This is a genomic window from Bacillota bacterium (assembly GCA_036504675.1).
GTDB lineage: Bacteria > Bacillota > Sulfobacillia > JAJYWN01 > JAJZPE01 > DASXUT01.
In genome coordinates this window covers 1-14123 of record DASXUT010000065.1, presented here as the reverse complement: position 1 = coordinate 14123, position 14123 = coordinate 1, and the positions used below count along the sequence as shown (strand labels likewise).

At 68.1% G+C, this 14123-nt stretch carries 10 protein-coding genes; all 10 read left to right on the top strand.

The features are described from left to right. Positions 1-127 precede the first annotated feature (127 nt). The 10 genes from VGL40_04900 to VGL40_04855 all read left to right on the top strand — a co-directional run bounded on the left by VGL40_04900 (position 128) and on the right by VGL40_04855 (position 13933). The gene (locus VGL40_04900) at positions 128-1375 is read left to right on the top strand and encodes an N-acetylmuramoyl-L-alanine amidase (protein ID HEY3314605.1); all 1248 of its coding nucleotides are present in this window, start codon (positions 128-130) and stop codon (positions 1373-1375) included. A gap of 623 nt (positions 1376-1998) precedes the next feature. Continuing rightward, positions 1999-3435, top strand: a complete 1437-nt coding sequence (gene selA, locus VGL40_04895) for an L-seryl-tRNA(Sec) selenium transferase (protein HEY3314604.1) — start codon at positions 1999-2001, stop codon at positions 3433-3435. Next, positions 3432-5342: a selenocysteine-specific translation elongation factor gene (selB, locus tag VGL40_04890; protein ID HEY3314603.1), complete on the top strand. Its 1911-nt coding sequence runs from the start codon at positions 3432-3434 to the stop codon at positions 5340-5342. Before selA ends, selB begins: the two co-directional genes overlap by 4 nt. Positions 5343-5428: 86 nt before the next feature. Beyond that, positions 5429-6097, top strand: a complete 669-nt coding sequence (locus VGL40_04885; GenBank protein ID HEY3314602.1) for an HD domain-containing protein — start codon at positions 5429-5431, stop codon at positions 6095-6097. A 182-nt stretch (positions 6098-6279) separates the two neighbouring features. After that, entirely contained in the window at positions 6280-7557 is a 1278-nt protein-coding gene (secD, locus tag VGL40_04880) for a protein translocase subunit SecD (GenBank protein ID HEY3314601.1), read from the top strand. After that, complete coding sequence (secF, locus tag VGL40_04875; protein HEY3314600.1) at positions 7547-8551, top strand: protein translocase subunit SecF; 1005 nt, start codon at positions 7547-7549, stop codon at positions 8549-8551. The genes secD and secF overlap by 11 nt, the downstream gene beginning before the upstream one ends. Positions 8552-8853: 302 nt before the next feature. Continuing rightward, complete coding sequence (locus VGL40_04870; GenBank protein ID HEY3314599.1) at positions 8854-9315, top strand: hypothetical protein; 462 nt, start codon at positions 8854-8856, stop codon at positions 9313-9315. Positions 9316-9358: 43 nt separating this feature from the next. Continuing rightward, positions 9359-10198 carry a cation diffusion facilitator family transporter gene (locus tag VGL40_04865; protein HEY3314598.1) on the top strand — a complete coding sequence of 280 codons (840 nt, stop codon included), beginning with the start codon at positions 9359-9361 and terminating at the stop codon, positions 10196-10198. 112 nt (positions 10199-10310) lie between these two features. Continuing rightward, on the top strand, positions 10311-11984 hold the full coding sequence (locus VGL40_04860; protein HEY3314597.1) for a magnesium chelatase: 1674 nt from the start codon (positions 10311-10313) through the stop codon (positions 11982-11984). A gap of 65 nt (positions 11985-12049) precedes the next feature. Beyond that, complete coding sequence (locus tag VGL40_04855; GenBank protein ID HEY3314596.1) at positions 12050-13933, top strand: VWA domain-containing protein; 1884 nt, start codon at positions 12050-12052, stop codon at positions 13931-13933. The last annotated feature ends 190 nt before the right edge of the window (positions 13934-14123 follow it).

The following is a 14123-nucleotide window of genomic DNA, read 5'->3' as shown; positions in this document are numbered from 1 at the left end:
TCCCGACGCTCCGGGGGTCATCCGCCCTCAAGCGAGCCGAGGGCCTTGTTCCAGTCCCCGGCCGAACACCGCGGGGCGGCCGGACATAGCATATGGGTGAATGTCACAAGCCGCGGGGGTGGGACTCATGGTCAGATTGGTCGTCAGGAACGTCGAAATCGCCCATCCGGACGGGGGCTTCCTCGACCCCGCCCAGGCCCTGTGGGCGGCCGGACGGGGGATGGAGATCCCGTTCTTCCACGACGTCGAGACTAACACCGTCTACCTCGATTCCGTGGTTCACGGGCGGGTGGTGGTCATCGACCCCGCCCACGGTGGTCGCGACCGGCGCGCCCACGGCGCCCTCGGCTACCACGAAGCCGACGGGACCCTTAGCATTGCCCTCGAACTGGCCCACCTGCTGCGGGCGTCCGGGGCAAGGGTGATTCTGACTCGGGCCGGAGACGACCATGTCCCGGTCGCCCAGCGTCTGGCCGCCGCCCGTCGCGAACGCCCCGCTCTCTTGCTGTCGTTACACACTGGCGGCGTCCGAGCCGGCGCCGGTCTGAGTCCAGCCGTCATCGCCAACTGTCGCCGGCCGTTCACGTCATATCGGCTGGCCGGGCTGGTCGCCGCGGAGATGGTCGACGTCGTCGGGACCCCGCCGTTCCTGCGTCGGTTTGCTTGGAGGGCCCGGGACGTCGACGGGTATTGCGGTCTCCTGCTCGCCTCAGGCGTACCGGCCGTGATCATCGAGTGCGGCTGCCATCAATACCCGGAGCAAGAAAGGTTGCTCCTGAATCAGGATTACCGCGCCCTCTGCGCCCGCGCTATCTATCGGGGTCTGTGCCGATACTTCCAGGCCGACCTGGAGGAACTGCCGGGCGTCCCCGATGAACTGCGGGCCGCGACCGAAAGGGCCAGAGCCGCTGCCCAATCCCGCCGGGTGGTCGAAACCCAGTCGGAAGGGCCCATGCCGGGCGAGGCGGTGACAGACGGCGCTGGAGCGGCGGGCATCAAGGCAGCCGAGGCCCGGAGCGAAGCCGCCGGGCCAGCCAAGCTAGAGCCGCCGACCCAGCCACCCACGCCGCCGCCGACCCAGCCACCCACACCGCCGCCGACCAGGCCACCCTCCGAACAGGCGCCTTTGCCGCCGGCCGCCGTCAAGGCGGGCCCGCCTGTCGCCCGCCTCCCGTCGATCACCTTCGCCCAAGGCCAGGTCTATCAGGTCGCCCCTCCGGGGTCAGCCCGACTAAACGTGGGAGTCAGTGGTCGCGCGGCCGAGGTCATTGCCGGAAGGGGGCAAGAAGACACCGGGATGCCGCCGATGCCGCCTGAGTTCACGAACTGGCCGGCGCCCAAGCCGGCGGGCTCCCCGACCAGACCCCACGGCTGAGGGTCGGCCGTCCGGTGGCTGGAGGCCGCCATGAGTTGCGGGGCTCAGGCCCACACAGACCTCGGCAGCGGGGCTTCGAAACTCGCCGGTCAACCGCCGAAGCCCGGTCCGGAGCCAGCCGACTGGGCGGCCCAGCCTTGGCCGGTCGCCCAGCAATGGCCGCCGACCGCTGGACAATGGCCGTCAGCGGGTCAGTGGCCGGCCGCCCAGCCTTGGCCAGCGGCCCAGCCCATGGCCCCGGTAGCTCCCGCAGCCCCGGTGGCGCCCGCCGCGCCCGGGGCCCCGGCCCCGCCCGGGGCCCCCGCCCCGGAAGCGTCCGTGCCCGCCGCTTCCGAGTGGACCACCGCCAACCGGGTCGGCCCGGGAATGGCCGGGTCCCCGGCCGAGCCCCCTGCCCAGCCCCATGCGTCGCAGGTCTGGAAGCCATGGCCGCCCAAGTCGACCCACGACGCCGAGTGAACCTGCCCAGGCCGCCCAACGGGGCGGCCTTTCTCGTGTTTGTCCTCGGCCGGTTAAGCCATAATAAAAAAGGAAACCCCAACCAAAGGGAGAAAGTAGATGGCGGGCATGGTCGACCCGCCGGCCTTGGCCAAGCGGACCGATCACGGAGGTCACTCATCGCCTTGAGCCCCGTCAGCGGAAACGAACTTCGTCATCTCCCCTCGGTCGATCAGGTCTGGCGGATTGTTGAAGGCCACGGGGGCCTCAGCGGTCTGCCCAGGAACCTGGTGATCATGGAGATCCGCCAGCTTCTTGACTTAGCGCGGGCCGGTGATTCCGGCCTGGCGTCGCGTTTGGCCGGTCTTGACGACCGCCGACAAGTGACCGACCTGATCGCCGCCGAGGTCTCCGCCCGGCTGAGGAGCAAGGGAAAGGGCGGGCCGAGGCGGGTCATCAACGCCACCGGGGTGACCCTCCACACCAACCTCGGCCGGGCCGTCCTGGCCCGGCCGGCCCGCGAAGCCTTGGCCGCGGTCGCCGCCGGCTACAGCGATCTCGAACTGGACCTGATGACCGGTGAGCGGGGGTCGCGCCTCGACCACGTCGAGGGTCTCCTTCGTGAACTCACCGGGGCCGAGGCCGCGCTGGTCGTCAACAACAACGCCGCCGCGGTCATGCTGGCTCTGGACACTCTGGCCGCGGGCCGGGAGGTCGTCGTCTCCCGCGGCCAGCTGGTCGAGATCGGCGGCGCCTTCCGGGTCCCGGCAGTCATGTCCAAGGGCGGGGCGAGGTTGGTCGAGGTGGGGACGACCAACAAGACTTACCTCAGGGATTACGAAGAGGCGATCACCCCGGAGACCGCTCTTCTCCTGCGCGTTCACACCAGCAACTACAAGGTCATCGGCTTCACCGCCGAGGTCGGGCTGGACGGCCTGGTCGCCCTGGGCCGGCGTCGCGGTCTGGTGGTCATGGAAGACCTCGGCAGCGGCGCCCTGATCGACTTAGCGGCCCGTGGGCTGCCCGCCGAACCCACCGTCCAGCAGAGCGTCAAGGCCGGGGCGGAGGTCGTCACCTTCAGCGGGGACAAGCTCCTCGGCGGGCCGCAGGCGGGCCTCGCCGTCGGCTGCCGGGAAGTCATTGCGAAGATGCGTTCGAACCAGCTCATGCGGGCTCTCCGGGCCGACAAGCTGACCCTGGCCGCGCTGGTCGCCACGCTCCGGTTGTACCTCGAGCCGGAGCGGGCCGAGCGGGAGATCCCGACCCTCGCCGCCCTCCTGGCCGACCCGGCCGACCTGGTCCAGAAGGCCAGGAGGCTGGCGCGAAGGCTGCGGGCGCGGGCCGCCGCCCTGGGGCCCTTCACCGTCGTCCCGGGGACGTCCCCGGCCGGCGGCGGGTCGCTGCCCGCGGTCGACTTGCCGACCTGGCTGGTCGCCCTGACCCCGTCCCGGCCGGAGCTGCCGGCGCAGGCGATCGAGGCCGGGCTGCGCCGGGCCGACCCGCCGGTGATTGCCCGGGTCAGCCAGGGACAGGTCCTCCTGGACGTGAGAACCATCGCCGACGAGGAGTTCCCGGTCGTCGTCGCCGCCTTCACCGGGCTGACCGCGGGAGACCCGGCGTGAAGGACAGGCACATCGTGGTGGGCACGGCCGGCCACGTCGACCACGGCAAGACGGCTCTGATCAAGGCCCTGACCGGCGTGGACACCGACCGTCTGCCGGAGGAGAAGGCCCGCGGCATCTCCATCGACCTGGGCTTCGCCCGCCTGGTCCTGCCAAGCGGGACCACGATCAGCTTCGTCGACGTCCCCGGGCATGAGCGTTTCATCAAGAACATGCTCGCCGGGGCCACCGGGGTGGACCTCGTCCTCCTGGTCGTGGCGGCGGACGAAGGGGTCATGCCGCAGACTCGCGAGCACCTCGCTATCTTATCGCTTCTCGGCCTGCGTCGAGGCTTGGTGACAGTGACCAAGGCCGACCTGGCCGACCCGGAATGGCTGGACTTGGTCGTCGGCGAGGTCTGTTCCCTGGTCGCCGGGACTTTCCTGGAGGGCTGCCCGGTCATCCCGGCCTCGTCCGTCACCGGGCAAGGGCTGGATGCCCTCAGGGCGGCCCTGGATGAGCTCTCCGCGACCGTCCCCGGGCGGGACGCGGCCGGGTTCGTCCGGTTGCCCGTCGATCGCGCCTTCGTCGTGCCGGGTTTCGGCCCGGTCGTCACCGGGACCCTCTTCTCCGGGACCGTCGCCAGGGACCAATCCCTCGTCGTCCTGCCCGGCGACCACCAGGTCCGGGTCCGCGGCCTCGAGGTCCACGACCGCAAGGTCGAGCGGGCGAGGGCCGGCCAGCGAGTGGCGGCCAACCTCTCCGGCGCCGACCTCGATCAGTTGCACCGCGGGCAGGTCCTGGCCGAACCGGGGCGCTTCGCCGCCGCCAGACGCCTCGGGGTCAGGGTCAGCCTACTGCCCAAGGCCCCGCGGGCTTTGGCTCAGGCGGCGCGGGTCCACCTGCACCTGGGGACGACCGAGGTCATCGCCAGGGTCTCCCTCCTCGACCGCGAAGAACTCCGGCCCGGCGACGATGCCCTGGCCATCCTCATCGCCGAGGAAGATGTGGTGGCGGGGAGGGGGGACCGCTTCGTCATCCGCTCCTACTCGCCGGTGACCACCATCGGCGGCGGGGTGGTCGTCGAGCCCTCCCTCGACCGAGGCGAACGGCGCCGGGTCGACCTCCTCAAACGTCTGCGGGCCGTCGAGAGCGGCGCCCCGGAGGCCGTCGCCGCCGAAGCCTTGAACCGCCTGGGCGGGCCGGCCACGGCGGCCGAAGTGGCCAAGGCCGCCGGTTTACCGGAGGCCGTCGCCGCCGAGGCCCTTAAGGCCTTGATCGTCTCGGGCCGCATTCGGGTTCTGGATGAGCGGGGGGACTACTACGGCGACGTGGGCGTCCTCGACCGGCTGAAGGAAACGGCGGTGACCACCGTCCAGGACCACCATCGCCGCTACCCGTTGCGCCCGGGCTTCCCCAAGGAGGACCTGCGGAGCCGCCTCGGGCTCGCCCCGAAGCCCTTTGCGGCCTTCCTGGCCGACCTCGGGCAGAGGGGGATGACCAGTGAGCACGACCTGGTCGCCGCCGCCGGCTGGGCGGTGCGGCCCAGTCCGGCCGAGGAGCGGGCGGCGACCGTTCTCGAGGAGACCTTCCGGGGCGACCTCTTCAACCCACCGTCCGTCGAGGAGGCCGTCCGAACCGCCCGAACGGCCGTGTCCGGTGACTGGCCGGTCGACGAGGTCTTCAATCATCTGGTCGCGCCTTGTCTGGCCAAGCTCGGCCCGGACCTCTACGTTCATCAATCGGCGTTGGCCGAGGCCAGGCGTCGTCTGGCCGATGCCTTTGCCGGCCGACCCTTCACCGTGGCCGAGGTTCGCGACCTTCTGGCGACCTCGCGCCGGGTGGCCGTCCCGCTCCTCGAACGCTTGGACGAGGCCAGGTTCACCAGACGCAGTGGGGACGAGCGAACCATCATCGGGCGGCCATAACGAGGCAAGCCGGCCCTAAGCTGGCTGGCCATCGAAGCCGGCCGAGCGGGTAGAATAAGCCTGAACCGAGACAAGGAGGACGAGCTATGCCCAGCCCGCTGACCATTGATGAGGTCAAACGCGATCCCGAAGTCGAAACCTACATCACCAAGGGCAACGAAGTCCTGGGCGCGATGGGTTACACCGAGCACTCCGGCCGTCACGTCAACCTGGTGTCGAGCATCTCTCGGAACATCTTGAGTTACCTGGGATTCCCGGCCCGCGAGTGCGAGCTGGCGGCGATCGCCGGCCATCTGCACGACCTCGGCAACGTGGTCAACCGGGTCCATCATCCGCAGGCGGGGGCGCTCATCGCCATGCGTATCCTCGGCCGCCTGGGGATGCCTTACGATGAGGTGGCCACGGTGGTCGCGGCCGTCGGCAATCACGAAGAGGACGACGGACAGGTGGTCAACAATGTCGGCGCGGCCGTGATCATCGCCGATAAATCTGACGTTCATCGAACTCGCGTTCGCAATACCGACCCGGCCACCTTCGACATTCATGACCGGGTCAACTATGCCGCCGAATACTCCTTCGTCCGGGTCGACCCAAAGCGCAAGACGATCACCCTCGAGTTGAAGATCGACACGAAGATCTCGCCGGTTATGGAGTACTTCGAAATCTTCCTCTCCCGGATGATCATCTGTCGGCGGGCGGCGACCTTCCTCGGCTGCAATTTTGAGCTCAGTATGAATGAGACTCGGCTGCTGTAGGGCTCGAAATCAGCCGGCGACAACCTTCCGCGGCCGCCGTAAGAAGGAGTGAATCGCTGGTAGTCAGCCCATCCTCGTTCATTGACAAGCTTTTAAGAGCGAGGATATAATTAGTCGTTGTACACCAGGTCGATTGGGCGGATGCATTTCTGTCGCTATTCTAAATGGGGGAGGGAAGAAGAGTGGGGCAAAACCAACGTAGCTTGGTCTACCTACTTATCTTCCTCGTCATCGTCGCCGGTTTCGGGGTTTATCTCGGCAAATTCAATCCAGTCCTGAAGCAGGTCCGCTTGGGCCTAGACCTCCAGGGCGGGATGGAAGTCGTCATTGACGCCGTCGACACACCCGATCATCCGGTTACGGCCGAGGACATGGTCAAGCTGGAGAAAGTCATCAACAACCGGGTCAACGGCCTGGGCGTGACGGAGCCCACCATCTACCGGTCCGGTAACAAGCGGATGGTCGTTCAGTTGCCGGGCATCAAGGACTACGAGCAGGCCCTGGACGTCATCGGCCGGACCGCCTACCTCGAGTTCTACGATCAGGCGAACATGGACAAGTTGACCAAGAACGACCCGACGGCCAAGCCCGTCCTCACCGGGACCGATCTTCAGAAGACCGACGCGGTCATCCTGTCGACCGGCGAGAATGTTGTCACTCTGGAGTTCAAGGCGGACGGGGCGAAGAAGTTCGCCCAGGCCACCAAGGACAACATCGGCAAGCCGATTTACATCCTTCTCGATAAGCAGGTCATCCAGTCCCCCAACGTCATCGAAGAGATCCCCGACGGCAAGGCCCAGATCACAGGGTACAAGACGTTGAATGATGCCCAGAACATCTCGGTCATGCTCAACGCCGGGGCCATCCCGGTGAAGATTGCCGTCGGACGGCCGATGGTCGTCAGCGCCGCCCTCGGTCAGGACTCGCTGGCCAAGAGCAAGACGGCCGGCCTCATCGGGGCCGCCGCGGTCGTCGCCTTCATGGTCATCTTCTACCTCGGTTCGGGGGCCGTCGCCAGCTTCGCCCTGGCGCTCTACGCCGGGCTGACGATTCTCGTCCTCTGGGGGATGCACGCCACCCTGACCCTGCACGGCATCGCCGGCTTCATCCTCTCGGTGGGCATGGCCGTCGACGCCAACATCATCACCTATGAACGGATCAAGGACGAGCTCCGCAACGGACGGACGATGCGGTCGGCCATCGACGCCGGCTACAACAATGCCATGCGGACGATCATCGACTCCAACGTGACCACCCTGATCGCCGGTGGGGTCCTGTTCTTCTTCGGCAGCGGCACGGTCCGCGGCTTCGCCGTGACCCTGTCCATCGGCGTCCTGATGAGCATGTTCACGGCCGTCGTCCTCAGCCGGTTCATCATCAAGAACATGGTCGGCGCCGGTCTGATCAAGGACCCCAGATGGTTCTTTGGAATGTGGGGAGGTGCTCCCCTTGCTTCGTAACCTCAACTACATGCGGACCAGGTGGATCTGGATCGGGATCTCCTTGGTCATCACCATCGCCGGTCTGGTCTCGATGGCCTTCCGAGGCCTCAACTACGGCCTCGACTTCTCCTCCGGCACCAGGCTCGACCTGGCCTTCCAGCAGACCGTGTCGACCGGCCAGGTCCGTCAGGCCCTGTCCGACCTCGGCTACGGTTACGCCAAGGTCCAGGTGACCGGGGCCGACAGCAAGGAAGTCATCATCGTCACCAAGTCCCTTTCCACCGAGGACCGCCGGACGCTCCAGAGCAACCTGGGGACGAAAGTCGGTCAGTTCGAGGTCAGAGGGATGGACGACGTCGGACCCGAGTTCAGCCGCGAACTGGTCAACATGACCGTCTGGGCGGTCATCATCGCCTCGCTGGGCATGCTGATCTACATCACTATCCGTTTCGAGTACCGCTTCGCCACCGCCGGAATCATCGCCCTCCTTCACGACGCCCTGATCCTGCTGGGCATCTTCTCGCTGATCGGCAAGGAGATCAACATCCCCTTCGTCGCCGCCCTCTTGACCATGCTCGGTTACTCGATCAACGACACCATCGTCGTCTACGACCGCATCCGTGAGAACCTCAGGCTGCGGAAGAAGGGCGAGGACCTGGAGGCCCTGGTCAATCGGAGCATCGGCGGGGTCGTCTGGCGGTCAGTCGGCACTTCGGTGACGACCTTGCTGGCCATCGCCGCCGTCTACGTCTTCGGCGGCTCGACCACCAAGGACTTCGCCCTGGCCCTCCTGATCGGCATCACCTCGGGGACCTATTCCTCGATCTTCATCGCCAGCCCCATCTGGTTGATGTGGCGTAACGCCGACGAGCGCAAGAAGCTGCAGGCCAGACTCCAGGCCAAGGCGCATAACCAGAATAAGGCACAGGGCAAGACGCCGGCCAAGACGCCGACCAAGGGCGGCTCCACCGGCCCCAAGGGCACCCCGAAGGCGGCCAGAGCGGCCAGGTAGGCGACCTCATGGGCGACCAGACAAGACAGTCACGATGGTAGTTCGACGGCCGGGCTCAGCGCCCGGCCGTTTTCCGTCAACCACGGGAACGGTTGACAGCCGTGTTTACCACTGCATACAATCCTTTTACAGCCTTCAACGGTCGACCACGGGGGGGATCGGGTCGGCCGACTGGCCTCGATGCTTACCCCCAAGGTAAAGAGAGCATTCGGCCCGCCAGGTCGGCGGCTTCAGGTAGATGTCTACCTGAGGCCGCCTTTTTCGTATACCCGCCGCGACTGCGCCAAACCATAAGCAGGAACATGCGCTTTGTGATCGTCCTCATCAGCATCTTCGGGTTGGCCACCGCTTCGTGGCCCGGATGGATCGGGCCGGCCCTCTTGGTCCTGGCCGGCTCGCTCTTTGTTGTCGCCTCACGAGTATCGACGGCCGCCCTCGGGGCAGCCGGCCTTACCGCGACCTGGGCGGCCGTCGGGCTGGTCGCCGAGGCGACCCTGGTCCTCATCGCCCGACGCCGCTACGGACCGGACCCGCGCCAGCTGTTTGACGCCCTGGCCGGCGGGGTCGGGACGCTCCTGGTCTCCGGGCTCCTCGTCGGGCCCCTTCTGGGCCTCGGGCTGTGGCGCTCCCTCGGCGGGACGACGGCCGCCGCCAGGCTGACCAAGGGGGCGTGGATGCTGGCCTTCATCCTGGCCGGTCGAGCCGTGAAATTCATCGCCTGCTCGATCGGGGCGGCCATCCTGGTCGCCGCGGTCATGCGCTGATTGGCCGACCAGCCCCTCAAGGCCGGTCGGAAGAGGTGGTCCAATGTTGCACCACGACGCCGATGTCTCACCCTCCGGGTTCCCGGCCGACGACCGGACCGTCCTCAGGGCCGCCCATGCCGGGCTGGCCCTCAACGTCCTCTTGGCGGCGGCCAAGATCGCCGCCGGGGTGGTCGGGCGGAGCGACGCCCTCCTGGCCGACGGACTGCACTCGTCGGCCGACGCGGCCGCCGCCCTGGCGGTGGCCGTCGGCCTGAAGATCAGCCGCCGACCGGCGGACGCCGACCACCCCCACGGGCACGCCAAGGCAGAAGGCGTCGCCGCCCTCATCGTCGGGGTCGTCCTGGCGGTGGCCGGCCTGGAAATCGGGTTCGAATCCATCGTCGCCGTCTGGTCAAGAACGGGCGCCGGGCCCGGCCGGATCGTCCTCTACGTGGCCGGGGTCTCGATCGTCCTCAAGGAGGCCATGTACCGGTATCAGTCGCGGGTCGCCCGGCGGCGACGATGCGCCACCCTCCTGGCCGCGGCCGCTGAGCACCGGACGTGCGCCATGAAGACTCTCGTCACCCTCCTGAGCGTGGGCGGGGCCAGGCTCGGCCTGCGTTGGCTGGACCCGGCGGCCGGGCTCTTCATCGCCGTCCTCGTGGCGGCCATGGCCCTGCAGATCTCCAGGCGGGCGGTGGAAGTGCTGATGGACCAGGCGCCCGGGGCCGTCGGCCCACCGGGCGTCCCGGCTTCCCCGGGGGCTTCCCCCGCGACCGCCGGCGGTGCCGACGGGCGGCTGGTCATTGAGGCCGAGGTCCGGCTGGTGCCGGTCGCACCGGTCGAGGCCGAACGGGTGGAAGACTATCCCAGTACCGCCGCGCCGCCTCCACCAATGTAATCAAACCCCAGCTTAACCCAGTTATTGCGGCGGCCCCAGCGCCGCCGAAACGGCATTGTCGCTGGTTCGGGCGGAAACACTAGCTGATAGAAAGCCCGAGGGGGAGTCTCCTTTGAAGACTTACGATCAGCTAGTACGCCACAGCGGCAATGCCGCGCTTTTTCGAGCGATCGAACTGTCCCTGGTCTCCACGGGGCGGGGCACGCCGCTGCACCTCCACGCCGAAGGCCTGAGGGGCACGGGAAAGACGACCATCCTGCGCAGCGCGAGGTCGGTCCTGCCGAGGATCGCCCGGATCAAGGGCTGCACCTACAACTGCGATCCGGCCAATCCGCACTGCCCGACCCACCGCGGGCTGTCGCCCGAGGCCATTGCCGCCCTAGGGGTGGAGACGATCCCCATCCCGTTCTGCGAGATCTCCCACTCGGCCAAGGTCGGGACGATCGCCGGCAGCATCGATCTGGCCAGGATCACCGACCGGCAGAACCCTCTAGCGGCCCTGCTTCCTGGGACCATTCCCAGGGCCCACCGGGGGATCATCCTCGTCGACGAGATCAACCGACTGGCCGACACCTCGCCGGAGCTGGCCGACATCCTCTTGGACGTGATGGGGACGAAGCCCGGACGGATCCAGATCGAGGAGACCGGCCTCCCGACGGTGGAGATGCCGGTGATTGCTTCGATCTGGGCCGCTTCCAACCCGGACGAGGACCCGGGGCCGCTGGAGAACATCCGTCGCCAGCTGTCCGACCGGTTCGACCTGGTCATCAACATGGCCCGTCCGACCCGATCGACGGTGGTCCGGGACATCCTCACGCCGGGAGAGCCGGCGACAGTGGCCGCCGGAACCGCGGCCGCCGCCGCCCCCGCCGCCGGCGAAGCCGAAGCCGGGCCTCCGGCCACGATCGAAGGCACCCGCCAGAGGCTGGAGGGGAGGATCGCCGCCCCGGCGGCCGCCCTTCCGGAAGCCGTCAAACAGGTCATCGCCGACCTCTACGTCAATTTCGGCCTGGAGAGCCTGCGGGCCGTCGAGGCCCTGGGCTTGGCCGCCTGCACGGTGGCCGTGATGGACGACCGGCGGGAGGCCACCCAGGGCGATGTCATCTCGGTGGCCCCGATGGTCCTGCAGCACCGAGTCGACCTCTCGACCCTCAGCCAGACCTTGGAGTATTTGGAGGAACACGGCGCCGGGCGGGACGCCCGGATGGCCTCGGCGGCCGTCGCCGCCGGCCAACTCAATCCGAAGAACACGACGGGCCAAGGTCTGACGGCTGACGGCAAGGGCGGGAACGCTCAGGAAGCACCCCCCTCCGGCCCGAACCCCGAGGCGGTGAGAAAGGATTCCGGGAACCCGGAGACGGCTTCGCCAAACCCCAGCAACGATCGACTCACGTTCGATGACGGGCGCCCGGAGACCCAGTGGCAAAGGCTCTTCGCCAAGCTCCGGGAACGCCTCGGGATGACCGCTGAGGCGGGCGGGTCAAGGCCCGACGACCAGTCCAGACCGCGAGCCGCCAGACCGGCCAAGGCTACCCCTGGCGGGGGAACGCCGGCTCAAGGCGGGCGGTCGCCGATGACCCCGGGCCAGGCCGCGGCCAACGGCCAGGATGGGCAGAACCAGTCATCGCCCGAGGCGAACAGCCAGGCGGCGGGAGGGGCGGTCTCACCGCCCGCCAACGCCCAGCCGGTGGCCTCGGCGGTTCCCGCCAAGCCCTTGGTGGAGTTGGGGGAGCGGGACATCATCGCCTGCGACGACCGGTGGCGCAAGGGCGAGCGCTGGCTCTAGGGCGAGCGCTGGCTCCAGGGTTACGGGCGGCGCGATTCAAGAACCTGCCGATTGGTGGCGTGAACATGTCCTTCAGGACTCGTTATCTACCCGAGGCCCGCGTCCGCCGCAAAGAGTGGGAGCGGGCCGCTTCGGTCATCGGGCCGGAACTGGCCGGCGGGCGCGGCGTTCGCTTGGGGCAATCGGCCGTCCTCTCCAGGCGCGTGCACGTGGTGTCGTCGGCCCGCCCTTCGGAGGTCCGAGTGGTCGTCGACGCCGACGCCGGCCAGGTCTTCTACGGCCGGGCCGTCCCCCATCAAATCATCCACCTGGACGTCTTTCACGAGGTGGCCCAGATCGACCATCGGGCCGTGGCCCGCGCCTGCCTGCGGGCCATTGAGGCCTACCTGCAAGACTTCGGGCCCGGCGGGCTGGACTTCATGGCCAAGGTCGGACGGGTCGTCGTCCCCGGCCGGATGTCCGATTGCCTGGACGTCCAGACGGCCACCGGCGGGGGGCGCGCCACCGGTCTCTTGACCTACGGCCGGAAAGAATCGCTGCGGATGGCTCACCTGACCCACGCCCACCTGGCCATGCAGCTCGACTCGAGGCATCTCCCCTTGGCCTTCTACTTCGTGGCCGCCGTCGAGGGGGTCATCCAGGAGGCCGGCCGGGAGATCCGGATGATCGAGAAGATCGTCCATGAGCGGGGCAGCGGTGGTGACCAGGTCGACCTGAGTAACTACTCGGACTTCACCGATTCCATCCTCAAGGAGCCCCGCCCGCCGGGAGGTCAAGCCGAAGGCGGGCGGATGAGCCGCGAAGGAGGAGCGGTCGGGCCCAACCCGCCCCTGGCCCCACCCCGGGGCGACCTGGACGACGAGGCCGAAGCGCAACTGCGGCGGGTGGCCGAGCTGACCGAGGACTTCGGGACGGTGGAGGAGCTGCAGGCCGTCCTCGAGGCCATCGCCGAGCAGAAGCAGTGGCAGGACCTGGCCATGCAACTGGACCGGATGGAGAACGGTTCGGGGCTGGTCCGCCAGCTGCAGCGCCGCAACCTCATCAGCGAGGGCCACCCCGGCCTCAGACTGACCGGGGAAGGGGAGAAGCTGCAACAGTACCTGAGGTATCGCTGCCGGGAGATCGACCTCCGCCTGCGCCAGTCGGTTCGTCGCCGGCCGCTCAACCCCCAGCCCCTGCGGAAGATGTGCTTCGATGGCGGGCATCCCGTCCGCCAGGGGTCCGGCCGCATCCACAGCGTCGTGCCGGCCGACCGAGAGACGTGGCTGACCGACATCTCGGTGACCGACACGGTCATCGCCGCCGCCAAGCGGGCCCGTACCGAGGGACGGCGGGACCTCGTCATTGAACGCTCGGACGTCCGCGTCATCGAACGGGTCCGCTTCCTGCCCATCGACCTTTGCCTGTTGATCGACGCCAGCGCGAGCATGGCCGGCAAGCGTTTGCGCGCGGCCCGCTTCCTGGCCGCCCACCTGCTGCTGTCGACCCGCGACCGGGTTGCCGTCATTGTCTTCCAGGAACGGGACAGCCAGCTCTGGGTGCCGTTCACCCGCAATTTCGCCGAGGCCCAGGCCAGTCTATCGAAGATCCAACCCCTCGGGCTGACCCCGCTGGCCCACGGGCTGATGGGGGCGGCCGAATACATGCGCCAATCTAGGGTCCGCAACCCGCTCCTGGTGTTGATAACCGACGGTATCCCGACCATCCCCAAGTGGACCATCGACCCGATGAACGACGCCCTGGAGGCGGCCCGCCGGGTCGGCCGGGCCGGCCTCCAGTTTGCCTGCATCGGGCTGGAGCCGAATCGGCGACACCTGCAAGAACTGGCCGAGGTCGCCCGCGGAACCCTCTACGTCGTTGATGAACTGGAGAAGGAGACGATGGTCAGGATCGTCCGCGAGGAGCGCCAGAAACGGATGACCGACGCGCGGACGTTGGCCAGAAGCTAGGGCGCGGACGGAGAATGGACGGAGCGCGGGCGGGGCTGCGGGCACGGCGCGGGGGTGGCCCCCGCGCCGTGCCCGCCTGCCTGGACCGACGCACCCTGCCAGCCTTGCCCATTCTTCGACAGCCACAGGCCTGTCACGGCAGGATTTTCCGCCACCGGTGCGAAATTCTAGCCATTACAGAAAGCGGGGT

Coding starts and splice junctions, on each gene's coding strand:
- VGL40_04885 (HEY3314602.1), top strand. CDS start 5,429: ATGCCCAGCCCGCTGACCATTGATGAGGTCAAACGCGATCCCGAAGTC.
- VGL40_04865 (HEY3314598.1), top strand. CDS start 9,359: ATGTTGCACCACGACGCCGATGTCTCACCCTCCGGGTTCCCGGCCGAC.
- VGL40_04870 (HEY3314599.1), top strand. CDS start 8,854: ATGCGCTTTGTGATCGTCCTCATCAGCATCTTCGGGTTGGCCACCGCT.
- VGL40_04855 (HEY3314596.1), top strand. CDS start 12,050: ATGTCCTTCAGGACTCGTTATCTACCCGAGGCCCGCGTCCGCCGCAAA.
- VGL40_04900 (HEY3314605.1), top strand. CDS start 128: ATGGTCAGATTGGTCGTCAGGAACGTCGAAATCGCCCATCCGGACGGG.